This window comes from Streptomyces tauricus (assembly GCF_014650955.1).
GTDB lineage: Bacteria > Actinomycetota > Actinomycetes > Streptomycetales > Streptomycetaceae > Streptomyces > Streptomyces tauricus.
Genome location: NZ_BMVY01000006.1, coordinates 129,176 through 152,374, shown reverse-complemented (window position 1 = coordinate 152,374; position 23,199 = coordinate 129,176). Strand labels below are relative to the sequence as shown.

Genomic DNA, 23,199 nt, shown 5'->3' with positions numbered 1-23,199 from the left:
GGCAGCGCTGACCTGCGGATCAGCCGGCACGCCTGTGCGCTTTGGGACGAGAACGTTTCTCTACGTACATCCGCTCGTCAGCGGACTGCAAGACCTCGTCCGCCGTCATGCCGCAGTGCGCCCACCCGATGCCGAAGCTGGCGCCGACCCGCATGGCCCGTCCGTCGACCCTGATGGGCTGGATTATCTCGTTGCGCAGCCGCACCGCGAGGTCCTCCGCGTCGGCCCGGCCGAGCCCGTCGGCGAGCACCACGAACTCGTCGCCGCCGAGCCGGGCGACCGTGTCCCCGTCGCGCACGGCACCGCCCAGCCTGCGGGCCACCTCGATCAGGACGTAGTCACCGGCGTTGTGCCCGAAGCGGTCGTTGATCGACTTGAAGCCGTCGAGGTCGCAGAAGAGGACCGCGAGTCCCTTCGTGCCGTCGTCCCGCTCCCCCTCGGGTGTGACGGTGTGCACATGGTGGTCGTACGCGCCCAGGGCGTCCGGGACCGGCCGGTAGTCGAAGCCGTGCCCGTTGACGTCGTAGGCGTTCACGTCGTACCCGTTGGCGCTCGCGTTGCGCGCGGCCACCACTTCCCCGTACGCCGCGTCGATCGTGTCGACCACGCCGGGTTCCGTCGCCGTGGGGCGCGCGCACAGCCGGGCGGCGAGCCGGGAGCGCAGCTCCGCGGAGTTCGGCAGGCCGGTCAGCGAGTCGTGGGAGGCGCGGTGGGCGAGCTGCAGCTCACGGCGCTTGCGCTCCTCGATGTCCTCGACGTGGGTGAGCAGGAAGCGCGGCCCGTCGGCGGCGTCCGCGACCACGCTGTTGCGCAGCGACACCCACACGTACGTACCGTCGCGGCGACAGAGCCTCAGCTCGGCGCGCCCGCCCTCGGCTGAGGTCCGCAGCAGGGTGCCGATGTCCTCGGGGTGGACGAGGTCGGAGAACGAGTAGCGGCGCATCGAGGAGGCGGGGCGGCCCAGCAGCCGGCACAGCGCGTCGTTCGTGCGCAGGATCCGGCCGTGCTGGTCGCCGCCCATCTCGGCGACGGCCATGCCGGAGGGCGCGTACTCGAAGGCCTGCCGGAAGCTTTCCTCACTGGCCCGCAGTGCCTGCTGCTCGCGCTCCAGGCGGACCAGCGCACGCTGCATGTTGGCGCGCAGCCGCGCGTTGCTGATGGCGATGGCGGCCTGGAACGCGTACATCTGCAGGGCCTCGCGGCCCCACGCGCCCGGACGCCGTCCGTTGCGCGGACGGTCCACGGACAGGACGCCTATCAGCTCGCCGCAGGAGCCGCCCGGGACGCTCGGGGTGTACATGGGGGCGAAGAGCCGGTCGGCGGGGTGCCACTCGTCCTCGAAGCGCGGTTCGGGTCCGTCGGTGTACCACTGCGGGACGTCGTCCTCGTCGAGGACCCAGCCCTCGGTGTGCGGTATGAACCGCAGGTCGCCCCACGCCTCGCCCATGTTCAGCCGGCGCTCCCAGGACTCGCGGGAGCCCGTGCGGCCGGTGATGAGCGCTTCGGCGGCGGAGTTCCCGGCGAGGGCGGCGACCACCAGGTCGCCGTCGGGTCGGACGAGGTTGACGCAGGCCAGTTCGTAGCCGAGGCCGTTGACGACGCCGTCGGCCACGGTCTGCAGCGTGTCGGCCAGACTGCGGGCCGTGTTCATGTCCGCCATGACCGTGTGCAGCTGCCGCAGGGTCGCAAGGCGGACGTACGGCTCCGACTCGGTCTCCATTCGCCCTCCCCTCGAAGACCTCGACAGCAACTCCAGGGCTCTACTCCCCGCCTACTCCCTGCCAGCTTCCCCGCCACTGAATCACAGCGCGCTGCCCACTCGGTACACAGGGTCAACAAAATATGGCACCTGTGACTCAAGTCACAGGTGAAGATGAACAATTGAGTAGAGTTTCTGTGTTTTCGCGGTGCGTTTACTGAACGCAAATTTGTGGAACATGTGCGCGCGCCTGGTAAGAGATCCGAGTCACACTCCCACTTCAGTCCTAGGACCCGGTTCGGACGTTGGTCGGATGTGTCCACCGACGGCGGAGAATAGCGTCTTCGTGTGCTGAACACTCCCTCCGCCGCTCCGCCCGCCCCGCCCGTGCATGCTGTGGGGGTGAGCAACGACGAGTTCCGCGCGGCCATGTCCCGGCTGGCCGCCGGCGTGGTCCTGGTGACCGCGCACGAGCCGCAGACCGACCCCGACGCCCCGAGCGGCGAGGACGTCGGCATGACGGCGACCTCCTTCATGTCCGTGTCCCTGGACCCGCCCCTGGTCCTCATCGGCCTGCGCGAGGGCTCCCGCATGGACGACCTGCTCGACGAGCAGCCCCTGTGGGCGGTCTCCCTGCTGGCCGAGAGCCAGAGTTCCGTCGCGAGCCGCTTCGCCATGAAGAACCGCATCTCGGACCGCCTGCTCTTCGCGGACGTGCCGTACGTCAGCGGGAAGGTGTCCGGTGCGCCGCTGCTCGACGGCGCCCTGGCGACCCTGGAATGCCGCACCGAGCAGCGGGTCACCGCGGGCGATCACACCCTGGTCATCGGCCGGGTGCTGACGTCCTCGCTGCCGGGCGCCGACGGCGGACCGCTCACGTATTTCCGGGGCCGTTACCGGCAGTTGGGCTAGCGCCGAATCGGGAACTCCGACAAAGGTCCGACCGTGTACGACTGTGAAGTCGGGCGGGTGCGCGCCGCACTTGTCCCGAGGCTTGTCTTTCGCCGTCAGAAAACCCGCGCGGGGCGCTACGGCATTACGAACGGAGCGGTCGGGGCGGAGAAGTGCCGGGCCCGCCCGACGGCCCTTTCCCTCATCCCCAGTCGCGCCCGGAACGCCCGCGCTTCGTGTCGCCCCGCTGTTTCTTCTCGCGAAGCCGACGCTCATTGATGCCGCGCGGAATACGCGTGGCCCGGCGGGGCCTGGGCGGCGGGGCGCTCGCCTCGGCGAGCAGGGAGGCGAGCCGCACGGCCGCCGTCTCCCGGTTGCGCCACTGGGACCGGTGCTCGGAGGCGCGCACGGCGACGACCCCGTCGACCAGCCGGTCGGCGAGCTTGGCGAGTGCCCGCTCCTTCCACACCGGCGGCAGCGACTCCGTCTTCGCGAGGTCGAAGCGCAGTTCGACCTGCGAGTCGGTCGTGTTGACGTGCTGGCCGCCCGGCCCGGAGGAACGCGAGAAACGCCACATCAGCTCGGCCTCGGGCAGCGAGACGGAGCCACGGATGACGTAGGGACCGGACATGGACCCATGGTCCCTTGTCTGTCCGGTCCACGTCACCAGCTTTTCGCCACCGAACGGCCACGGCCCTACGCCGGCCCCGCGCCCCAGCCCACGAGACGCGCCCTCCTGCCCCCCAGGTAAAGAAAGTAAAGGGGAGCGGAACCCTGGGGACCCCCATCGGCGTTCTTAGGGATGGCGGTAGCTTCGTCCCGTACGAAGCCCGCCGCGCAGCACCGCACGACCCGTACGTACTGATAACGAGGGAAGGACTCCCAACCATGGCTGTAAGCCTGTCCAAGGGTGGCAACGTCTCGCTGACCAAGGAGGCTCCGGGCCTGACCGCCGTCACCGTGGGCCTCGGCTGGGACGTCCGCTCCACCACGGGAACCGACTTCGACCTGGACGCCTCGGCCATCGCGGTCAACCCCGAGGGCAAGGTCTACTCGGACGCCCACTTCATCTTCTTCAACAACAAGCAGACCCCGGACCAGACGATCGTCCACACGGGCGACAACCGCACGGGTGAAGGCGCGGGCGACGACGAGGCCATCAACGTCAACCTCGCGGGCCTCCCGGCCGACATCGACAAGATCGTCTTCCCGGTCTCCATCTACGACGCCGAGACGCGCTCGCAGAACTTCGGCCAGGTCCGCAACGCGTACATCCGCATCGTGAACCAGGCCGGCGGCGCCGAGATCGCGCGCTACGACCTCTCGGAGGACGCGGCCACGGAGACGGCCATGGTCTTCGGCGAGCTGTACCGCAACGGCGCGGAGTGGAAGTTCCGCGCGGTGGGCCAGGGCTACGCGTCCGGCCTGACGGGCATCGCCAAGGACTTCGGCGTCAACGTCTGACCCACCCCGCACCACACCCGAGGGCCCCGGACCGGCAACAGCCGCCCGGGGCCCTCGGGCGTTACGGCCTTGACCCCCACCTGCTTCCCCGGCCCCGGCGACCCGGGCCCGGGCCCCGACGGGCCCAGCCCTCCTGACCCGGCCCCCCCAGCCCGCCCGGGCCCCAAAGGGGCGCGGGGAACTGCGCGGCCAGCCCTCACCGCCCCGCCCTCTCAGGCCCAGCGAGCACTGAAGGGGCGCGGGGAACTGCGCAACAAGCCCCCACCGCCCCGCGGACAACACCCGACGCCCCGCCCCAAACCCGCACCAGCCAACCCCCGCAGCCCGCCCGGGCCCCAAAGGGGCGCGGGGAACTGCGCGGCCAGCCCCCACCCACCCGCAGTCAAAAGCGACCCCGAACCCAAACCCACCGCCCCCACCCCAAGCGGAGCGCTTACCCTTCGCGACGTGATCCTCGAACCCCTGACCCTCTCCCCGGACCACGCCCTCCCGGGCCCCCTCCTCACCGAACTCACCGCCCTCTACGCCTCGAACCACGCCTTCTACGCCCTCAGCGGCGACTTCCCCGACCCCCACGACATCCGCCCGGAACAGGTCGCGAAGGCACTGGCGGACGAACTGGCCAACCCGGACGTGGAGGTCCTCCAGGCCCGCAGCGCCGGACAACTCGTCGCGATCGCGATCACGCTCGCCCACCACCCCGACCCGGGCGACCCCGACCCCTGGATCGGCCTGCTGCTGGTCGACGCGGCCCACCAGGGCAAGGGCCACGGACGGCAGCTGGCGGCCTACATCGAGGACCGCTTCCGCGAAGCCGGCCGGGACGCCGTACGCCTCGCGGCCCTGGACAACAACCCCGGCGCCTTCGCCTTCTGGACGACCATCGGTTACGAGACGATCGGCCACCGCAAGGACCGCCAACTGGGTCGCCCCTGCGCGGTAATCCGCAAAATCCTGCACCAGTAGCGCGACTCCAGCCGTGCCACCGCACCAGCCCCTCCCTCAGCCCGTCAGGGACTCCAGGGGCTCCCTCAGGGACTCCCGGGCCGCCCCTCCCCGTACAGCCAGTCGTCCCAGATCCCCGAGAAGTCCTCGTCCGGCGCCGCCTTCTCCACGAAGGCGGTGAAGTCGTCCGTGTCGGCGTTGCCATGCCGCCGACCCGCGGCCCACCCCCGCAGGAGGTCGAAGAACACCTCGTCGCCGACCGTCTGCCGGACCTTGTGCAGCACCATGGCGCCCCGCTCGTACACCGGGCTGTCGGAGATCCGCGCGGCATCCGGCGGCCGCGCGGGCGGAAAGGCCCAGACGGCCTCGCTGTCCGCCTTCTTCTCGAAGTACTCGCCCTCGTACAGCGCGTCGAAGACGTCCTGTACGGAATCCCCGCCGTGGTCCTCGTCCCACAGCCACTCGGCGTACGTGGCGAACCCCTCGTTCAGCCACATGTCCCGCCACGACTTCGGGGTGACGGAGTTCCCGTACCACTGGTGGACCAGCTCGTGCACGAGAAGCTCCACCCCGGGCGCACCGGGGAACACGGGCCGGTTCTGGGTCTCCAGGGCGTACCCCGCGTCGTCCTCCCGCTCCACGATCGCGCCCGTGGACGAGAACGGATACGGCCCGAAGGTCCGCCGGCCCCACTCCATGATCTCGGGAATCCGGTCGAGCACCTCACGACCGGCCGCCGCCTGATCGGGATCGACGGCCACATAGACGGGCAGCCGCCCCGCCTTCGACCGCCGGATCTCGAACTTTCCCACGGCCACCGTCACCACGTACGAGGCCATCGGCTCCCCGACATGCCAGTCGAAGACAGCGCGCCCGCCGTTCACGGTCTTCCTACGCAACTCCCCGTTGGAGACGGCCTCCAGCCCCTCGGGCACGGCAACGCTGATGTCGTACGAGGCCTTGTCACCGGGGTGATGGTTCCCGGGGAACCACGCCATGGACCCGGTGGGCTCCCCCAGCCCCAGAGCCCCGTCCTCGGTGGGCAGCCACCCCTCCTCCGATCCGTCGGGATCGGTGACGACCTCCGGCACCCCCTCGTAACGCACCACCGCCACGAAGGAATCCCCGCCGCCCAGATCCTCGCGCGGCCGGACGGTCAGCTCATGATCACCGCTGCGATTGAACCGCGCGGGCTTCCCGTCCACCTCGACGGACCGCACCTCCATCCCCTTGAGATCGAGGTTGAACGCGCTGAGGTCCTTCTCCGCCCGGGCCCGGATCTCCGCCTTCCCCACCAGCCGCCTGGTCCTGGGCTCGTAGTCGAGCGTGAGCCCGTAATGCGTGACGTCGTACCCACCGTTCCCCGCCTTGGGGAAGTACGGATCCCGCACCCCGGGAGCCCCCGCGACACCTGTCACACCCCCCACACCCCCGTCACAGCCGGTCGCGGCACACGCCAGCAGGACGACGACAGGGGCAAAGAGCACAGACCGGGGCATGGCGGCGATCCTAGAACGGCGTGACACCATCACCCACGTGCTCGACATCGGCTACGCCCTCTCCTCCCGCTTCCCGGACCCCCCGCAGACCGACTACCGCCGTGCGGACGTCCACGCTCTGCGCCACGACCTGTTCTGCGGAGACGTCTACCTCGCCGACACGAAGGCGGACCGGGAGCTGTCCACAGGCTGGGGATGGGTACCCGTACTCGACTTCGCGTGGGCCCTGTGCGACATCGTCGAGCAACTCGACCAGGACCCCTTGGGAAGCAGGGCCTCCCGCCCCCAGCGTGCCGAACTGGACTTCACCGAGTCCACCGACCGCATGCTCTTCGAGCGCCGCTTCGGCTGGGTGGACATCGAGTCGGACTGGATGCCCGTGGACGAGCCCCCGCTGACCTTCTCCCACTCCGAACTCCGCCGTGAGGCACGGGACTTCCTCCACGACGTCCTGGCCGACCTGACGGACCTCCACGAGGGGCTCCGGGACAACCCGGCCATCTGGAATCTAGAGGCCCGCTTCCCCCGCCTGCCTTAGCCAGATCCCCTGGGGGCTGCGCCCCCAGACCCCCCTATCGGCCTGAACGGCCTCGTCCTCAAACGCCGGACGGGCTAAAAAGACGGCCAGCCGGCACCCGCCAACACCGGACGGGCTGAAAAAACTGACACCCGACACCCGCCGACACCGGACGGGCTAAAAAACTCCCAGCCGGCACGCGACGACGCCGGACGGGTTGCAAACCTGCGACCGGCACCCGACGGCGTACCGGGAGCGGGCCGTGCCGGTGCGTCGGAAGTCCGCCGCGTAGGGCTCCTCCAGGAAGGGGCGCCCTCAGAGACGGAGAGCAGTACACCCGGGGGCGGCGGACTCGACGTACCGGCACGGCCCGCTCCCACCCCCCACTCACCCCCGATCGCCCCCGGGAACCCGTCACACCTCAACCCCCACCACCCGAACCCCCACCTCCGCGGCGAACACCCCCGCCAGATCCAGCAACTGAGCCGGACTGATCACAGCCCCCGCCAGCCGGTCGACCCCGCGCGCGAACGACACCTCCGCCGCCCGCCGCAGATCCACGTCCGTCAACGACACCCCGCTGAAGTCCGCCCCCTTCAGCACACAGTCCACGAACTCCACCCGCTCCAGCCGAGCACCCCCGAAGTCCGGCTCGACCAGCACGCACCCCTCGAACACCACATCCCGGATCCGGGCCTCCCGCAGATTCAGGTAGTCGATCTTCCCCCCGCGGAAGACCACCCGCTCCAGCACGGCACCATGCAACTGCACCCCGCCCAGCCGGGCGTCGACCACCTCCACGTCCCGGAAGGTCGCCGCCCCGAGGTCCGTCCCCACCCCCCGCATCCCGGTGAGCACGCAGTCCAGCACCCGCGCATGATGCAGCCGCGTCTCGTCGACCGCGCACCCCGTCAGCGCGCAGTCCATGAACCGCGCGCCCCCGCCGTCCTGCCCCACCAGATCCAGCTCGCTGAACAGCAGCCCGTCATAGTCCCCGTCGGGCTCCAGCTCCCCGCCCTCGTACGGCTCCAGCGACGGCAGCCGCACCTCGGGCCGCCGAGCCCCCTTGACCCCCGCGCCCGCCTTCACCGCTCTGCTCACCATGCCCCCATCCTGCACCCCGCCACTGACACCCCCGCCTGACCGGCCCATTCGCCCCCGCATGTCACATTCCAGGCGCTCGGCGAGTCGTAGGGACGACACAAGTCGTAGGGACAACACCAGAAGACACCCCGGCGGAAAGGGAGACCCCCTCCATGCACCGCATCACGATCATCGGCGGCGGCTTCGCCGGCCTGACCGCCGCCATCACCGCCGCGGAAGCGGGCGCCAAGGTCACCGTGTACGAGGCCCACCACACCCTCGGCGGCCGGGCCCGCACCGCCGAGGGCCCGTACCGGACGAACGAGGGCCCCCACGCCCTCTACAAGCGCGGCCCGCACTGGACCTGGCTCACACAGCGCGGCCTGCTCGGCGAACTGGCCCCGCTGCCACCCCTGGAAGCCGCCCGCCTGCGCCTCCGCCACCAGGGCGCCCTGCGCCGCACCCCACCCCTAGCCCTGCTGAAACTCCTGCGCCGCACACCCCAACAGGCCCCCGTCGACCAGGACTTCGCCACCTGGGCCACGAACATCGCGGGCGAGGAGGGCGCGACCGCCGCCGCCCACTACTCCGCGGTCGCCCTCTTCCACCACGCCCCCGGCACCCTCTCCGCCGCCTTCGTCCAGGAACGCCTGCGCCGCGCCACGAAGCTCCCCCCGGAAGCGCACTACCCGCGCGGCGGCTGGGCGAGCGTGATCGACAGGATGGCGGGCCGCGCCTGGAACCTCGGCGTACGAGTGGAAACCCTCGCCCGCGTCGACACCCTCCGCGCCCTGCCCGCCGGCCACGGCCCGGTCATCGTCGCCACCTCCCTCGACGCGGCCCGCACCCTCCTCCAGGACACCTCCCTGACCTGGCCGAGCGGCCGCACGGCCCTCCTGGACCTCGCGGTCCGCACCCGCCGCGGCGACCCGTTCGCCGTCTCCGACCTGGACGCCCCCGGCTGGATCGAGCGCTTCACGGCCCAGGACCGCACCCTCGCCCCACCCGGCGAACAGCTCCTCCAGGGCCAGTTCCCGATCGCCCCGCACGAGTCCCGCGCGGACGGCATCGCCCGCGCCGAGCACCTCCTCGACCTCGCCCTCCCGACCTGGCGCGACCGGGTCACGTACCGCCGCGAGGCGCTCGCGAACGGCCGTACGGGCGCCGTCGACCTCCCCGGCACGAGCTGGCGGGACCGCCCACGGGTGGACCGCGGCGACGACGTCTACCTCGCGGGCGACCAGGTGGCGGCCCCGGGTGTGCTCTCCGAGGTGTCGTTCAACAGCGCGCTGGAGGCGGTGTCCCTGGCCTTCGGGATCCGCAGCAGGGCAGGCCTTGACCTCAAGCACGCTTGAGGTCAAAAGCTGGGAGCCGCACACCCCGCCCAACGCCCGACGCGACTCCACCTCCCAGGGGGACCCATGCACGCCACCCGCCTCCACACCTTCGGCCCGCCCGAGAACCTCACGTACGAGCGAACAGAAGCCCCCCGCCCCGCCCCCGGCCAGGTCCGTATCGAGGTCGCGGCCGCCGGCGTACATCTCCTGGACACCGCGCTCCGGGCAGGCGTCAAGGGCCCGTACCCCCAGTTGCCCGACCTCCCCACGATCCCCGGCCGGGAGGTCGCCGGCACGGTCGAATCGCTCGGCGAGGGCGTGGCCGCCCTGTGGCTCAGCAAACAGGTCGTGGCCCACCTCGGCCTGAACCCCGGCGGCTACGCGGAACTGGCGGTCACAGACGTCGACCGTGTCCACGAGATCCCCGAGAACCTGGACTTCGCCCAGGCGGTCGCGATGATCGGCACGGGCCGTACGACGATGGGGATCCTCCAGTTCGCCGACCTGACCCCCGACGACGTGGCCGTCGTCCCCGCCGCCGCGGGCGGCATCGGCACCCTCCTCGTGCAGTACGCGAAGCACGCGGGCGCCACGGTGATCGGCCTGGCGGGCGGCCCGGACAAGGTGGCGCGGGTCGAGAAGAACGGCGCGGACCTGGCAGTCGACTACATGAACCCCGACTGGCCGGACCAGGTACGGCGATTCCTGGGCGACCGTCGGGCCACGGTCGTCTTCGACGGCGTGGGCGGCGACACGGCCCGCGAGGCGGTCGCGCTCCTCGCCCGCCCCGGCGGCAGCCACATCGTCTTCGGCTGGTCGGGCGCGGGCCTGCACGACGGCACCCCCTACCTCGTCGAAGGCGTGTCCCAGTCGGTCCTCGGCCCCGCCATGCTGCAGAAGGCGGGCGGCCCCCACCCGATCCGCACCCTGGAACTGCGCGCCCTCGCCGAAGCAGCCGAGGGCCGCCTGGTCCCGGCCATCCACCGCTTCCCCCTCGCGGAAGCGGCCGCAGCGCACCGCGCACTGGAGACCAGGGCCACCTACGGCAAGGTGATCCTGGAACCCTGACCGCGCCCTGCCTCCCCCTCAACGCCCCAGCAGCAGCCGCGCGATGGCGACCTGGTCCTCGTCCAGCCCCTGCCCCTCCTCGACCCGCCACAACGAGTTCTGCAGCACCCGCCCCAGGGTCCAGGCCCGCGCCCGGGCCCGGTCCACCCCCAGCACCTCCGTCATCAGGTCGAAGCGGCGCTCCGACGCCCCCTCCTCGCACCGGTTCCACAGCGCGGGCAGCAGCTCGAAGCAGGGGTCCCCGGCGAGCGGCTTCGGGTCGATCACGAGCCAGGGTTCACGGTCGGCCGCGAGGATGTTCTCGAAGTGCAGATCCCAGTGCAGCAGCCGGTCCCCCGGCTCGTCCGCGACCTCGCGCACCGCCGCCGCGCAGTCCGCCAGCAGCCGCCGGTCGTCCTCCGCGGCCAGGGACTCCAGCACCGCGGGCAGCCGCCCGAACATGTCCGCGACCACGGAGTCCAGCCGCCGCAGCCCCGCCGGCGCCGGCACGGTCGAGATCCGCGCCAGCAACCCGGCCAGGATCGAGGTCGCCTTCATCACATCCGGCACACCGGCCAGCGGCCGGCCCTCGTCGAGCCGCTCCAGCAACAGCGTGCCGCTCTCCACGTCCTCGTCCAGCAGCCGTACGACCCCGTCACCGCCCCAGGCCCGCAGCGCCAGCCCCTCGCCGGCGGTCTCCTCGTCGAGGTCCTGCAGCTTCAGCACGGCCCGCGTCCCGTCGCCCCGCACCACGGGCAGCACCACCGAGACCTGCCCGCTCATCGGCGCGCCCTCCTGCCGCAGCCCCCACCGCTCCAGGAACCCCTCACCACGCTCCAGCAGCCGCCCAAACCCCACCTTCACCACCCCCACCCTCTCCAGAACCACGAAATCCGAAGGAGACACCCACCGCCCGGAGAAGCTAACGTCACCGCGCATGAGCAGCACGGAGAACGCGGACGGCGCGTCCGGCCAGGACAGCGCGGCCGGCACGGACAGCGCCGCCGGCACGGACCGCACACCCCCCGCGCCTTACGCGCCCCCCAAGCCCCGGACACCACCCCTGCCGCAGCCGCCCCCGGGCGCGCCCCGCACCACCGTGAACGGCGGCATATCGTTCTGGTACGCCGAGGAGGGCCTGCCCGCCCCCCGCGAGCCCCTTCGGGGTGACGCGAACGCCGACGTGGTGATCGTCGGCGGCGGCTACACCGGGCTGTGGACCGCGTACTACCTGAAGAAGGCCGCCCCCTTCCTGCGGATCACCGTCCTGGAGCAGAAGTTCTGCGGCTACGGCGCCTCCGGCCGCAACGGCGGCTGGCTCTACAACGGCATCGCGGGCCGCGACCGGTACGCGCGCCTGCACGGCCACGAGGCCGCCGTACGCCTCCAGGAGGCCATGAACGCCACGGTCACCGAGGTCGTCAGGGTCGCCGGCGAGGAGGGCATCGAGGCGGACATCCACCGCGGCGGCGTACTCGAAGTCGCGTACACGCCTGCCCAGCTGGCCCGCCTGAAGGCCTTCCACGAGACGGAACTCTCGTACGGCGAGAAGGACCGCGAGCTGTACGGGGCCCGCGAGACCGCCGACCGTGTCCGGGTCGCGGACGCGGTGGGCTCCACGTGGACCCCGCACGGCGCCCGCCTGCACCCGGTGAAACTGCTCAAGGGCCTCGCGACGGCCGTCGAGGCGCTCGGCGTCACGATCCACGAGTCGACACCCGTCACCGAGATCAGGCCGAAGCACGCCGTCACCCCGTACGGCACCGTCCGCGCCCCTTACATCCTGCGCTGCACGGAAGGCTTCACGGCCTCCCTCAAGGGCCACAAACGCACCTGGCTCCCCATGAACTCCTCGATGATCGCCACCGAGCCCCTGACGGCCGCCCAGTGGGAATCGGTCGGCTGGGAGGGCCGCGAAACCCTCGGCGACATGGCCCACGCCTACATGTACGCCCAGCGCACCGCCGACGACCGCATCGCACTCGGTGGCCGCGGAGTCCCGTACCGCTACGGCTCCCGCACGGACAACGACGGCCGTACGCAGCCGGCGACGGTCGAGGCCCTGCGCGAACTCCTCTTCCGCCTCTTCCCCCAGCTCTCCGGTGTCCCCGTGGCGCACGCCTGGTCGGGCGTGCTCGGCGTACCGCGCGACTGGTGCGCGTCGGTCACCCTCGACCGCGCCACCGGCCTCGGCTGGGCGGGCGGCTATGTGGGCTCCGGGGTGGCCACGGCCAACCTCGCCGCACGTACACTCCGGGATCTGATCCAGCGGGACTCGGGCCAGTCGGGCGAAACGGACCTCACGACTCTTCCCTGGGTCGAACACAAGGTCCGCAAGTGGGAACCCGAACCTTTCCGCTGGCTCGGGGTACACGGCATGTACGCGACGTATCGAGCCGCCGACCGCCGCGAAGTCACCACCCATGCCGCACAGTCGTCCCGGATCGCGCGCATCGCCGACCGGGTCGCGGGCCGCTGAGAGACAGGGGAACCCCATGAGCACCGCAGTCATGGACACCGTCCGCTACTCGTCCGACGGCCAGCTCCTCGACATCCACCGAGCCGCCGCCCCGGACGCCCCGACCGTCCTGCTCTGGCACGGCCGTGGCCCCGCCGAACGGGACGTCCTGGGCGCCCTCGCGGCGGAGGTCGCCCGGCTGGGCGCCACCGTCATAGTCCCCGACTGGCACCCGGACGCCCCCGACGGCGGCCGCCCCCAGCTCGCCGCGTCCCTCCGCTTCACCTGGGACTTCGTCCGGGACCCGGCGGAGGTCGTCCTCGTCGGCTGGTCCCTGGGCGGGCGCGCGGCGATGGCGACGGCCCTGCGCCCGGACCCGCCGGAGGGCTGGCGCCCGGCCGCCGTGGTCGGCATCTCGGCCCGCTACAACCAGCCCGAACCGCTGCTCGGCCTGCCTTCCCCGATGGAGGTCTGCGCCTCGGCTCCGCCCCTGCCCATCCACCTGGTGCACGGCACGGAGGACACGGTGTGCGACTTCGCCAACGCGGGTGAGTTCCAGCGCGTCCTGGCCGCCTCCGGCCGCAAGGCCCCGCTCACGGAACTCACCACGGACCACCCGGGCGCGGTCATGGCCGAGTACTCCCCGGAGTGGGGCCGCTGCCGCCCGGCCCACTCGGGCTCGGCCCACCGGGAGGGCCTGCGCACGGCCCGGGTCATCGCCCAGGCGGCAGGCATCCCCACGCAAAAGGCCCGAGCCACCAAGTGACCCGGACCTCCCACCGCAAAAAGAAGAGCCCCCTGTCGGATTCGAACCGACGACCTACGCATTACAAGTGCGTTGCTCTGGCCGGACTGAGCTAAGGAGGCCTGCACGCGAGCGTGCCTGCGCGTACCCGCAGGCACGCCCGAAGCAGTGTACCCACGTCACAGCGGGGTCCCGCCGAAAATTATCTCGAACTTCATTACCCACCGAGTACTGACAGAACGTGTGAACGCGGGGTAGCGTCCTGAACCAGTCCGCTCGTGTGGACTACACCACTACGGATCGTTCCGTAGCGGTACACCACCTTTACAACGGATCGTCCGGCACGTTCCTGCCGGTGAAGGGGGCCCCTCACCATGGCCACTGTCTCGTTCAACAAGGCGACCCGCATCTACCCGGGTGGCGACAAGCCCGCCGTCGACCAGCTCGAGCTCGACGTCGCGGACGGCGAGTTCCTCGTCCTCGTCGGTCCCTCCGGCTGCGGAAAGTCCACCTCCCTGCGCATGCTCGCGGGTCTCGAGGACGTCAACGGCGGTTCCATCCACATCGGTGACCGCGACGTCACGCACCTGCCGCCCAAGGACCGGGACATCGCCATGGTGTTCCAGAACTACGCGCTGTACCCGCACATGACGGTCGCGGACAACATGGGCTTCGCGCTCAAGATCGCCGGCGTCAACAAGGCCGAGATCCGCCAGAAGGTCGAGGACGCGGCGAAGATCCTCGACCTCACCGAGTACCTGGCCCGCAAGCCGAAGGCCCTCTCCGGCGGTCAGCGCCAGCGTGTCGCCATGGGTCGCGCCATCGTGCGTGAGCCCCAGGTGTTCCTCATGGACGAGCCGCTGTCGAACCTCGACGCCAAGCTCCGCGTCTCGACCCGTACGCAGATCGCGTCGCTGCAGCGCCGCCTCGGCATCACCACGGTGTACGTGACCCACGACCAGGTCGAGGCCATGACGATGGGCGACCGCGTGGCGGTCCTCAAGGACGGTCTGCTCCAGCAGGTCGACTCGCCGCGCAACATGTACGACCGCCCGGCGAACCTCTTCGTCGCCGGCTTCATCGGCTCCCCCGCGATGAACCTCGTCGAGGTCCCGATCACCGACGGCGGCGTGAAGTTCGGCAACAGCGTGGTGCCCGTCAACCGCGAGGCCCTCAAGACCGCCTCCGACAAGGGTGACCGCACGGTCACCGTCGGTGTCCGTCCCGAGCACTTCGACATCGTCGAGCAGGGCGGCGGCGCCGCGGCGAGCCTGTCGAAGGAGACCGCGGACGCCCCGGCCGGCCTCGCCGTCACCGTGAACGTCGTCGAGGAGCTCGGCGCCGACGGTTACGTCTACGGCAGCGCCAAGGTCGGCGACGACCTCAAGGACCTGGTCGTCCGCGTCAGCGGTCGCGCGGTCCCGGAGAAGGGCTCCACGCTGCACGTCGTGCCGCGCGCGGGCGAGACCCACGTGTTCTCGACCTCCACCGGTGAGCGCCTCACCGACTGATCGCGCAAACTCACCGACCGGCCGGGCGGATCCCGGAGAATTCACCCAGGTTGACGAAGAAGGCCCCGCAGACCACTGCGGGGCCTTCCTCGTTGTCGACAAATACCCCGGCAGACCGGTCATTTCGACAACTGTTCGTCAACATCAAACTCGAAAACGGTCGCTCCCCCGTCCCCCGAACTGATTACTAAATGTCGCCAAATCATCACCCCGCGCTACCCTCACTCGCGTGAAGCACTCCACTAACCACTCGACGCGACACGGCCACGGCCCCTCCGGCCGACCGATCCGACACGGCCGCGGTCCGGCCCACCGGATCGGCCGTACCCTCGCCCTCGTTCTGCCCGTCGTCCTGGTTCTCTCCGGGACGCTCGCGGTGACCCGGGTCGACTGGTCGGGGAACGACTCCTCGACGTCGGCTCTCGCCGCCTCCGCCGAGGACGTCTCCCGGCGTGCCCCGTCCCGCGCCCCGCAGGACGTGCTGCGCGACAAGCTCCTGCTGGAACTCCAGGAGAAGAACCCGGGAGTCGCCCTCACCCATCTCCAGGAGGCCGTGAACGGCCGCCCGTCCCTCGGCAGGCACTGCGCCTCCATCGCCCGCGCCCTCGGCCGCGCGGCGGTCCGCGCGTACGGCCCCACCCGCGCCCAGTCGTTCGCCCGCCCGGTGTGCGACACGTCCTTCGCCACGGGCGTGGCAGCCCAGCACACCTGAGCCGGCAGGGGGCACGGACCCGTTGGGGGCGCCGGGCCGCACCCCGGCCCCGCAAGGGGCACGGGGCTGTGACACGTGCGGCTCCGCCGCGGGGGCGCGACCAGCCCTCACGGACCCGCAGCCATCCACCCGCTCAGCCAGTCCCACACCCACCCGCAAAACCCGCGGGGCGCCACGTAAAGTTCGGGCATGACCGATCCGAACGCCGCGTCGCGCCCCGTTCAAGCCGTCGTCCTGGCCGGCGGCCAGGGCTCCCGGCTGCGTCCCTACACCGACGACCGTCCCAAGCCGATGGTCGAGATCCCCGGCACCGGGACTCCGATCATCGGCCATCAGCTGACCTGGCTCGCCGAGGAGGGCGTCACCGACGTCGTCGTCTCCTGCGGTCATCTCGCCGAAGTGCTCCAGGAGTGGCTGGAGTCGGCGGATCTGCCCGTCTCCGTGACCACCGTGGTCGAGTCGGAGCCCCTGGGCCGTGGTGGCGGCCTCAAGTACGCCGCCAAGCACCTGCCGCACCCCGACCGCCCCTGGTACGCGACGAACGGTGACATCTGGACCCGTTTCTCGCTGCGCGACATGGCGGACTTCCACACCGAGCGCGACGCCGTGGCGACCCTCGCGCTGGCCCGCCCCCGCCTCCCGTGGGGCGCCGTCCAGACCGACGACTTCGGTCACATCACGGACTTCATCGAGGCTCCGCCCACCGCGCACGGCATCAACGCGGGTGTGTACGTGTTCTCCCCCAAATTCGCCGACCTGCTGCCCGCGCTCGGTGACCACGAGCGCTCCACGTTCCCGCGCCTGGCCCGCGAACGCCGCCTGGCCGGCTATCCGATCCCGCAGGGTGCCTACTGGCGTGCCATCGACACCGCCAAGGACCTCACGGAGGCGGCCAAGGAGCTGGCGGCGCTGGGCCGTTGAGCGCCTTCTGAAACACCCCAGGGGCAGCGACCTGTCTGCGGGCCGGTGGGGGTGGGTCTCAGACACAAGCGAAACGACCGGCCCGTACGCCGATGGGCCCCGCACCGGTCAGGTGCGGGGCCCATCGGCGTCGTACGGGTTCCTCAGCCGAGCAGGCCGCCCACGAGCTTGGAGTTCCCTCCGGAGCCACCGGAGCCGCCCGTCCCGCCGCCTGTACCGCCTCCGGAGCCGGTGCCGCCGCCCGTGCCCGTGCCGCCGCCCGTGGCGGTACCGCCGCCGCCTCCCGAGGAAGACGGTCCCGCGGTGGTGGCGGGCGCCTGCGGGGGCGCCGACTGCTGCGGCGGGGCCTGGTTCGAGCCCTGCGTCTGGCTGGGCTGGCCCGCGGTGGCGCCTGCCGTCTCGCGGGCCGTCGCGCCGGGCGTGGTCGCGGCGCCCGACGGGCTCGCCGAGGCCGCGCCCCGGGTGGGCGAGCCGGACGACGCCGAGGGGCTCTGCTTGTCGCGGCGCGCACCGGGCTCCTCCGGGAGCGCGGAGCCGGGCAGTTCGTTGCGCGGGGCCTCGCCCGGACCGGGGACGACCACGCGGTCGGAGTCGCGGACGGCGCCGCCGAGCATCGATCCGATGAGCAGCGTGAGTCCGACGACGATGGTCGCGACGAGCGCCCCGCGCCGCAGTACGCGCCGACGCAGCTCCCAGATCTCGGTACGCGGTCCGAGGGTGCGCCAGGCCTCGCCCGCGAGGCGGCCGTCGATGGAGTAGACGGGGGCGCCCGCGATGATCAGCGGCGACCAGGCGGCCAGGAAGATGATGTCGGGCGCGTCGTAGACGGGCACGGACTTCCAGCTCACGGTGAGCAGCAGCGCCGCCGACAGCGACGCGCCGACGACCGCCGCGACCCGCTGCCACAGTCCGAGGACGGTGAGGACGCCGACGATCACCTGGAAGAAGGCGATGAGGAGTCCGGCGCCGACGGGGTGCTGCAGCGCGAACTCCCGCAGGGGCTCGGCGAGTTCCCAGGGGTGCAGCGAGTTGAGCCACTTGACCATGGAGCCGCGCTTGCCGCCGTCGAAGTAGACGGGGTCGCAGAGTTTGCCCATGCCGGCGTAGATGGAGATGAAGCCGAGGAAGACGCGCATCGGGAGCAGGACGACGCCGAGGTTCATCCGGCGGCCGGGGTAGTAGCCGTGCCGGACGGGGGCGGCGCCGTGCCGCTTGAGCGCCCCGTCGTCCTCGTCCCGGTAGTCGTCGTCCTCGTACGAGTCGTCCTCGAAGTCGCCCTCCGCGTACGGGGGTTCGTCGAGCTCCTCGTAGGCGCTGCCCGCGCTGCGCAGTTGCTGCGGCAGGAGGCGGGTCTCGGGGCCGCGGACCGTCGGGGTCTCGACCGTGGCGTCGACGTCGAACCCGGAAGGGGTCTCACCGTCGACGCGCGGGATGACCTGGGTCGCGCCGCCTTCGCCCACCGGTTCCTCGGCGCCGTGCCGAAGGCTCGTGCTGCGCACGGCCTGCAACAGCCGGGTGGCGCCGGTGTCGTCGGGGGCGGACTTCCCGCTCCAGACGACGGGCGCGCGGCGGCGGGTTCCTGCGGCGGTTCCGACGACGGGGATGCGCGCGGTGTCGCCGCCCGAGCTCAAGTCCCGCGCGGCACGCGGGGACTGGGCCCGCGGCGCGGTGTTCAGCTGCACGCGGAAGCTCGCATGATTGACGATGACCTGCGCCGGATCGCTCGGCACCTTCACCATGCTCAGCGCGGGAACGTCGTCGAATCCCAACGAGCGGTCCCCCGTGGGTGTGCGGGGTGTTCTGGTGTCCACACTCATCTAACCGAGTGACGTGTGTTTAGGACACTGCTTTGACCGCGTCGATCTGTCCGGACCCCGTCAAGATCAACCCGGCCCCCGTCAGGGGCGCGGGGCCGTGACACATGCGGCTCCGCCGCGGGTGCGCGCCCAGCCCCCACGCACCCGCGGACGACCGACCGCCCGGAGGCGGCCAAGCCTCCGACTAGCCCCGCTTGCGCGCAGCCTCGTACAGCACAACTCCCGCCGCCACACCCGCGTTCAGCGACTCGGTGCCACCCGGCATGGGGATCCGCACCCGGAAGTCACAGGTCTCCCCGACCAGTCGGGAGAGCCCCTTCCCCTCGCTGCCGACGACGATGACGACGGGCCCGCCGAGGGCCTCCAGGTCACCGACCGTGGCCTCGCCGTCGGCCGCGAGACCGACCACGACGAGCCCGGCCTTCTTGTACGCCTCCAGGGCCCGCGTCAGGTTGGACGCGCGGGCGACGGGCGTACGGGCCGCGGCGCCCGCGGACGTCTTCCACGCACCGGCGGTCATGCCGGCCGCGCGGCGCTCGGGCACGACCACGCCGTGACCGCCGAACGCGGACACGGACCGGACGACGGCACCGAGGTTGCGCGGGTCCGTCACCCCGTCGAGGGCGACGATCAGCGGGTCCCTGCCCTCGTCGTACGCGGCGGCCGCGAGGTCCTCCGGGTGCGCGTACTCGTACGGCGGGACCTGGAGGACGAGACCCTGGTGGTTGAGCCCGTTGGTCATGCGGTCCAGCTCGGGACGCGGGGCCTCCATGAGGTGGATGCCACCGCGGTCCGCGGCGAGCTGCAGCGCCTCGCGCACCCGCTCGTCGTTGTCGATGAACTGCTGGACGTACAGCATCGTCGCGGGTACGCCCTCGCGCAGCGCCTCGACGACGGAGTTACGTCCGACGACCATCTCGGACGTGCCCTTGCCGCCCCGGCCGCCGCGCGGCGAGGGCTTGCGCACGAGCTGCTTGGACTTGGCGCCGGCGATGCGGTTCTTCTTGTGTCCCTTGCGCGCCTCGGCGGGCGGGGTGGGGCCCTTGCCTTCTAGGCCCCGGCGTCGCTGGCCGCCACTGCCGACCTGCGCGCCCTTCTTGCCGGACATGCGGCGGTTGTTAGCGGCCATGACCTACCTGTCTGTGTGAACGCGTACGGGTGTACGACTGTGGTCTACGGGCGTACGTCTCCGCCGCGCGTGCCGAAAACCACGCCTGCGAAATGACGTACGTACATGAAGTGTGCCGCCCGGACACCCGGACGGCACAATCGATCAAGAAATGGTCAGCGCGGGCCGAGGGTCCAGCGCGGTCCCTGGGGGCCGTCCTCGATGACGAGCCCGGACTGGTTGAGCTGGTCGCGGATGGCGTCGGCGGTGGCCCAGTCCTTGCGGACACGGGCGGACTCGCGCTGCTGCAGCACCAGCCGTACGAGCGTGTCGACGACTCCGTGGAGGTCCTCGCCGCGGTCGCTCTCGCCCGCCCAGTGCGGGTCGAGCGGGTCGAGGCCGAGGACCGCGAGCATGGCCCTGACCTCGGCGAGCCGGGCGACGGCCGCCTCCTTGTCGTCGGCGGCCAGCGCGGAGTTGCCTTGGCGGACCGTGGTGTGCACGACGGCGAGGGCCTGCGGGACGCCCAGGTCGTCGTCCATCGCCTCGGCGAACGCCGGCGGCACCTCGGCCGCGGGCTCGACCGGCCCTCCGGCCTTCTCCACCACGCGCTGCACGAAGCCCTCGATCCGCGCGAACGCCGACTCGGCCTCGCGCAGTGCCTCTTCGCTGTACTCGATGGTGGAGCGGTAGTGCGGGGTGCCCAGGTAGTAACGGAGCACGATGGGCCGCCACGCCTTGACCATCTCGCTGACCAGCACGCTGTTGCCGAGCGACTTCGACATCTTCTCGCCGCTCATGGTCACCCATGAGTTGTGCACCCAGTAGTGCGCGAACTCGTCGCCGAAGCCGACGGCCTGGGCGATCTCGTTCTCGTGGTGCGGGAAGATCAGGTCGATGCCGCCGCCGTGGATGTCGAAGGCGGAGCCCAGGTACTTGTGGGCCATGGCACTGCACTCCAGGTGCCAGCCGGGCCGGCCGCGTCCCCAGGGCGTCTCCCAGGACGGCTCGCCGGGCTTGACGGCCTTCCACATGGCGAAGTCCCGCGGGTCCCGCTTGCCGGTCTCGCCGTCCTCGGAAGGCTGACGCAGCTCGTCGAGGTCCTGGTTGGACAGGGAGAGGTAGCCGGGCAGGGACCGTACGTCGAAGTAGACGTTGCCGTCGGCCTCGTACGCGTGGCCGCGCTCGATGAGCCCGCGCATCATCTCGACCATCTCGGTGATGTGGCCGGTGGCGCGCGGTTCGTACGTGGGAGGGAGGCAGCCGAGCGCCGTGTAGCCGTCGTTGAAGGCGCGCTCGTTCTCGTAGCCGATCGCCCACCAGGGCCTGTCCTGCTCCGCGGACTTCCTGATGATCTTGTCGTCGATGTCCGTCACGTTGCGGACGAACGTGACGTCGTAGCCGCGGTACTCGAACCAGCGGCGCATGATGTCGAAGTTGAGGCCCGAGCGGATGTGGCCGATGTGCGGGGCCGCCTGCACCGTGGCGCCACACAGGTAGATCGAGACACAACCCGGTGTGATCGGGGTGAAGTCGCGAATCTGCCGGGCGCTGGTGTCGTACAGGCGAATAGTCACCCCACCAGGGTAGTGGGCGGGGACCCGTGCCCCGCGACCCTTGTCCCGTATGGGACACGTATTCGTGACATCCACGGCCCGACGGTGACGCCGAGGGGATTTTCTTCCGCCCCCGCCGCCCCTACCCGTTCCCGTCACTGACTCAGGGGCGCAGCCCCCGAAACCCCGCTCCTCAAACGCCGGAGGGGCTAGTCCTTCAGCCCGTCCGGCGTTTGAGGACGAGGTGGCGAGGGGGCGCAGCCCCCATGCGGGACGGGAACGGGTAGGGGCGGCGGGGCGAGGAAAAGGCCCGTCAGGCCACCCGCGCCACCAGCGCCGTCGCCACCGCCATCAGGCCCTCGTCCCGGCCGGGAAACCCCAGCCCGTCCGTCGTCGCCCCCGACACCGACACAGCCGCCCCCACCGCCTCGGAGAGCACCCCCTCCGCCTCCCCCCGCCGTTTCCCGATCTTCGGCCGCGGCCCGACGACCTGCACGGCGACGTTGCCGATCGTGAACCCCGCCGCCCGCACGATCCGCGCCGCCTCCGCGAGCAGCGTCACCCCGGACGCCCCGGACCACTCGGGCCGCCCCGTACCGAAGTGCTGGCCCAGGTCGCCGAGCCCCGCCGCGGAGAACAGCGCGTTGCACGCGGCGTGCGCGACGACGTCAGCGTCGGAGTGGCCCGCGAGCCCGGGCCCCTCGCCCTCCCACAGCAGGCCGGCACACCACAGCTCCCGGCCCTCCTCGAAGGCGTGGATGTCGGTGCCGATGCCGACCTGCGGCAGCAGGGGCGCCACCGGGGAGGTCTCAGAAGCCATCGTTCAGCCTCCGCCGCGTCAGGACCGCCTCCGCGAGGATGAGGTCCAGCGGGCGCGTCACCTTGAACGCCTCCTCGTGGCCGGGCACGACCACGACCCGCAGTCCGAGCTGCTCGACCATGCTCGCGTCGTCGGTGACGTTGTCGGTGACCGTCGCGTGGGCCCGTACGAGGGTGTCGCGGTCGAAGCCCTGCGGTGTCTGGACGGCCCGCAGCCGCGCCCGGTCCGGGGTGGCGACCACGGGCTCGGGGTCCCCTACGGTGTCCGCGGGCTCGACCTGCTTGACGGTGTCCGTGAGCGGCAGCGCGGGCACGACGGCGGGGGCCCCGTCGCGTACCGCCTCGATGACGCCGTCGACCGTGTCGACGGGCACGAGCGGGCGGGCCGCGTCGTGCACGAGCACGATGTCGATGCCGGGCGGCAGCGCTTCGAGGCCGAGCCGCACGGAGTCCTGGCGGCTGTCGCCCCCGGGCACGACGTGGAATTCGGTGCGCTCGGGCAGCGCGTGCGAGTCGAGCAGCGTCTTGACCTCCGCGGCCCCGTCGGGCGGTGCCACGACGACGACCAGGGAGACGGCACGGGACGCGGCCATGGCCCGGACCGCGTGGATCAGCATGGGCGTGCCGTTCAGCGTGCGGAGCGCTTTGGGAGCGCCCGGGCCGAGGCGTACGCCCCGGCCTGCGGCCGGAATCACGGCCGCGGTACGGGCCCCGGGAGGCGTGGGGCGCGAATCGTCAGACATCGGTTCCTGTCAGGTTTGTATGCTCGGCCGACGTGGGTATGGCCTGGGCGTACCCCGGCCGACGGGCTGGGGGAGTGCCGGGCGCGACGCTTTGACCGGACCCTTCCGTGAAGATGGTCGAGCCAGCTGTCCGGGCCCGGCACTCCAAGTATCGGATCCCTGAATTGTCGAGGGCCGTCCGAGTGCACGGTGTGCACAGTGTGTGCGCACGGTTTCCCGGTATGGACATGCCCCGGGTGGGAACAGCGCCCGGGTACGAACATGCCGCAGCGCCCGGCGACAGTGAATACGTCATCGGGCACCGCGGCATTTCATTGCGCCGAGCAG

At 71.4% G+C, this 23,199-nt stretch carries 21 protein-coding genes and 1 tRNA gene; 11 read left to right on the top strand and 11 right to left on the bottom strand.

The window, feature by feature from the left end:
• Nucleotides 1-19: 19 nt before the first annotated feature.
• A complete protein-coding gene (gene cdgB / locus IE278_RS12875) occupies nucleotides 20-1,720 on the bottom strand; it encodes a diguanylate cyclase CdgB (RefSeq protein WP_189771798.1) in 1,701 nt (566 codons plus the stop codon).
• Between the two features lie 327 nt (nucleotides 1,721-2,047).
• Between cdgB and IE278_RS12870 the strand changes: the two genes are divergently transcribed.
• On the top strand, nucleotides 2,048-2,611 hold the full coding sequence (locus tag IE278_RS12870) for a flavin reductase family protein (protein WP_246570287.1): 564 nt from the start codon (nucleotides 2,048-2,050) through the stop codon (nucleotides 2,609-2,611).
• 181 nt (nucleotides 2,612-2,792) lie between these two features.
• Here IE278_RS12870 and arfB read toward each other — a convergent pair whose 3' ends face one another.
• Nucleotides 2,793-3,221, bottom strand: coding sequence for an alternative ribosome rescue aminoacyl-tRNA hydrolase ArfB (arfB, locus tag IE278_RS12865; protein ID WP_189771791.1), 429 nt, complete (start codon nucleotides 3,219-3,221; stop codon nucleotides 2,793-2,795).
• A 257-nt stretch (nucleotides 3,222-3,478) separates the two neighbouring features.
• On the opposite strand from arfB, the gene IE278_RS12860 reads away from it, so the two are divergent.
• Together IE278_RS12860 and IE278_RS12855 are read left to right on the top strand one after the other, a co-directional pair.
• The gene (locus IE278_RS12860; protein WP_189771789.1) at nucleotides 3,479-4,054 is read left to right on the top strand and encodes a TerD family protein; all 576 of its coding nucleotides are present in this window, start codon (nucleotides 3,479-3,481) and stop codon (nucleotides 4,052-4,054) included.
• A gap of 447 nt (nucleotides 4,055-4,501) precedes the next feature.
• Nucleotides 4,502-5,020, top strand: a complete 519-nt coding sequence (locus IE278_RS12855) for a GNAT family N-acetyltransferase (protein ID WP_189771787.1) — start codon at nucleotides 4,502-4,504, stop codon at nucleotides 5,018-5,020.
• Between the two features lie 65 nt (nucleotides 5,021-5,085).
• Here the strand turns inward: IE278_RS12855 and IE278_RS12850 are convergent, their stop codons facing one another.
• Nucleotides 5,086-6,498: a M1 family metallopeptidase gene (locus IE278_RS12850; protein ID WP_189771785.1), complete on the bottom strand. Its 1,413-nt coding sequence runs from the start codon at nucleotides 6,496-6,498 to the stop codon at nucleotides 5,086-5,088.
• A 37-nt stretch (nucleotides 6,499-6,535) separates the two neighbouring features.
• Between IE278_RS12850 and IE278_RS12845 the strand changes: the two genes are divergently transcribed.
• Nucleotides 6,536-7,036 carry a hypothetical protein gene (locus IE278_RS12845; protein WP_189772017.1) on the top strand — a complete coding sequence of 167 codons (501 nt, stop codon included), beginning with the start codon at nucleotides 6,536-6,538 and terminating at the stop codon, nucleotides 7,034-7,036.
• A gap of 393 nt (nucleotides 7,037-7,429) precedes the next feature.
• Here the strand turns inward: IE278_RS12845 and IE278_RS12840 are convergent, their stop codons facing one another.
• Nucleotides 7,430-8,119, bottom strand: a complete 690-nt coding sequence (locus IE278_RS12840; protein WP_246570286.1) for a pentapeptide repeat-containing protein — start codon at nucleotides 8,117-8,119, stop codon at nucleotides 7,430-7,432.
• Between the two features lie 152 nt (nucleotides 8,120-8,271).
• On the opposite strand from IE278_RS12840, the gene IE278_RS12835 reads away from it, so the two are divergent.
• Nucleotides 8,272-9,453 carry an FAD-dependent oxidoreductase gene (locus IE278_RS12835; RefSeq protein ID WP_189771783.1) on the top strand — a complete coding sequence of 394 codons (1,182 nt, stop codon included), beginning with the start codon at nucleotides 8,272-8,274 and terminating at the stop codon, nucleotides 9,451-9,453.
• A gap of 66 nt (nucleotides 9,454-9,519) precedes the next feature.
• On the top strand, nucleotides 9,520-10,503 hold the full coding sequence (locus IE278_RS12830) for a zinc-binding dehydrogenase (protein WP_189771781.1): 984 nt from the start codon (nucleotides 9,520-9,522) through the stop codon (nucleotides 10,501-10,503).
• Between the two features lie 18 nt (nucleotides 10,504-10,521).
• Here IE278_RS12830 and IE278_RS12825 read toward each other — a convergent pair whose 3' ends face one another.
• Nucleotides 10,522-11,346: an aminoglycoside phosphotransferase family protein gene (locus IE278_RS12825; RefSeq protein WP_246570285.1), complete on the bottom strand. Its 825-nt coding sequence runs from the start codon at nucleotides 11,344-11,346 to the stop codon at nucleotides 10,522-10,524.
• A 235-nt stretch (nucleotides 11,347-11,581) separates the two neighbouring features.
• Here IE278_RS12825 and IE278_RS12820 point away from each other — a divergent pair, with 235 nt between their 5' ends.
• Together IE278_RS12820 and IE278_RS12815 are read left to right on the top strand one after the other, a co-directional pair.
• A complete protein-coding gene (locus tag IE278_RS12820) occupies nucleotides 11,582-12,961 on the top strand; it encodes an NAD(P)/FAD-dependent oxidoreductase (RefSeq protein ID WP_246570300.1) in 1,380 nt (459 codons plus the stop codon).
• Between the two features lie 16 nt (nucleotides 12,962-12,977).
• A complete protein-coding gene (locus IE278_RS12815) occupies nucleotides 12,978-13,706 on the top strand; it encodes an alpha/beta hydrolase (protein WP_189771774.1) in 729 nt (242 codons plus the stop codon).
• Between the two features lie 26 nt (nucleotides 13,707-13,732).
• On the opposite strand, the gene IE278_RS12810 is transcribed toward IE278_RS12815, so the two are convergent.
• Nucleotides 13,733-13,807 (bottom strand) — tRNA-Thr (locus IE278_RS12810).
• Nucleotides 13,808-14,059: 252 nt separating this feature from the next.
• On the opposite strand from IE278_RS12810, the gene IE278_RS12805 reads away from it, so the two are divergent.
• From IE278_RS12805 to IE278_RS12795, 3 genes are all read left to right on the top strand, one after another.
• On the top strand, nucleotides 14,060-15,196 hold the full coding sequence (locus tag IE278_RS12805) for an ABC transporter ATP-binding protein (protein WP_189771772.1): 1,137 nt from the start codon (nucleotides 14,060-14,062) through the stop codon (nucleotides 15,194-15,196).
• Between the two features lie 229 nt (nucleotides 15,197-15,425).
• Nucleotides 15,426-15,908, top strand: coding sequence for a hypothetical protein (locus IE278_RS12800; protein WP_246570284.1), 483 nt, complete (start codon nucleotides 15,426-15,428; stop codon nucleotides 15,906-15,908).
• Nucleotides 15,909-16,097: 189 nt separating this feature from the next.
• Entirely contained in the window at nucleotides 16,098-16,829 is a 732-nt protein-coding gene (locus IE278_RS12795; RefSeq protein ID WP_189771770.1) for a nucleotidyltransferase family protein, read from the top strand.
• A gap of 143 nt (nucleotides 16,830-16,972) precedes the next feature.
• On the opposite strand, the gene IE278_RS12790 is transcribed toward IE278_RS12795, so the two are convergent.
• From IE278_RS12790 to ispD, 5 genes are all read right to left on the bottom strand, one after another.
• Entirely contained in the window at nucleotides 16,973-18,646 is a 1,674-nt protein-coding gene (locus IE278_RS12790; protein ID WP_246570283.1) for a DoxX family protein, read from the bottom strand.
• A gap of 184 nt (nucleotides 18,647-18,830) precedes the next feature.
• Nucleotides 18,831-19,775: a 23S rRNA (guanosine(2251)-2'-O)-methyltransferase RlmB gene (gene rlmB, locus IE278_RS12785; RefSeq protein WP_189771768.1), complete on the bottom strand. Its 945-nt coding sequence runs from the start codon at nucleotides 19,773-19,775 to the stop codon at nucleotides 18,831-18,833.
• Nucleotides 19,776-19,930: 155 nt separating this feature from the next.
• A complete protein-coding gene (gene cysS / locus IE278_RS12780; RefSeq protein ID WP_189771766.1) occupies nucleotides 19,931-21,331 on the bottom strand; it encodes a cysteine--tRNA ligase in 1,401 nt (466 codons plus the stop codon).
• Between the two features lie 292 nt (nucleotides 21,332-21,623).
• Complete coding sequence (gene ispF / locus IE278_RS12775; RefSeq protein ID WP_189771764.1) at nucleotides 21,624-22,130, bottom strand: 2-C-methyl-D-erythritol 2,4-cyclodiphosphate synthase; 507 nt, start codon at nucleotides 22,128-22,130, stop codon at nucleotides 21,624-21,626.
• Nucleotides 22,120-22,872 (bottom strand): 2-C-methyl-D-erythritol 4-phosphate cytidylyltransferase, encoded by a 753-nt coding sequence (gene ispD / locus IE278_RS12770; protein WP_189771762.1) that lies wholly within the window; start codon nucleotides 22,870-22,872, stop codon nucleotides 22,120-22,122. Before ispD ends, ispF begins: the two co-directional genes overlap by 11 nt.
• Between the last annotated feature and the right edge of the window lie 327 nt (nucleotides 22,873-23,199).

Bases quoted from the DNA above. Each gene is read 5' to 3' on its own strand.
- IE278_RS12795 (WP_189771770.1), top strand. From the start codon at position 16,098: ATGACCGATCCGAACGCCGCGTCGCGCCCCGTTCAAGCCGTCGTCCTG.
- IE278_RS12850 (WP_189771785.1), bottom strand. From the start codon at position 6,498: ATGCCCCGGTCTGTGCTCTTTGCCCCTGTCGTCGTCCTGCTGGCGTGT.
- IE278_RS12815 (WP_189771774.1), top strand. From the start codon at position 12,978: ATGAGCACCGCAGTCATGGACACCGTCCGCTACTCGTCCGACGGCCAG.
- cdgB (WP_189771798.1), bottom strand. From the start codon at position 1,720: ATGGAGACCGAGTCGGAGCCGTACGTCCGCCTTGCGACCCTGCGGCAG.
- IE278_RS12805 (WP_189771772.1), top strand. From the start codon at position 14,060: ATGGCCACTGTCTCGTTCAACAAGGCGACCCGCATCTACCCGGGTGGC.
- IE278_RS12830 (WP_189771781.1), top strand. From the start codon at position 9,520: ATGCACGCCACCCGCCTCCACACCTTCGGCCCGCCCGAGAACCTCACG.
- IE278_RS12835 (WP_189771783.1), top strand. From the start codon at position 8,272: ATGCACCGCATCACGATCATCGGCGGCGGCTTCGCCGGCCTGACCGCC.
- ispD (WP_189771762.1), bottom strand. From the start codon at position 22,872: ATGTCTGACGATTCGCGCCCCACGCCTCCCGGGGCCCGTACCGCGGCC.
- IE278_RS12860 (WP_189771789.1), top strand. From the start codon at position 3,479: ATGGCTGTAAGCCTGTCCAAGGGTGGCAACGTCTCGCTGACCAAGGAG.
- rlmB (WP_189771768.1), bottom strand. From the start codon at position 19,775: ATGGCCGCTAACAACCGCCGCATGTCCGGCAAGAAGGGCGCGCAGGTC.
- ispF (WP_189771764.1), bottom strand. From the start codon at position 22,130: ATGGCTTCTGAGACCTCCCCGGTGGCGCCCCTGCTGCCGCAGGTCGGC.
- IE278_RS12840 (WP_246570286.1), bottom strand. From the start codon at position 8,119: ATGGTGAGCAGAGCGGTGAAGGCGGGCGCGGGGGTCAAGGGGGCTCGG.
- arfB (WP_189771791.1), bottom strand. From the start codon at position 3,221: ATGTCCGGTCCCTACGTCATCCGTGGCTCCGTCTCGCTGCCCGAGGCC.
- IE278_RS12790 (WP_246570283.1), bottom strand. From the start codon at position 18,646: ATGAGTGTGGACACCAGAACACCCCGCACACCCACGGGGGACCGCTCG.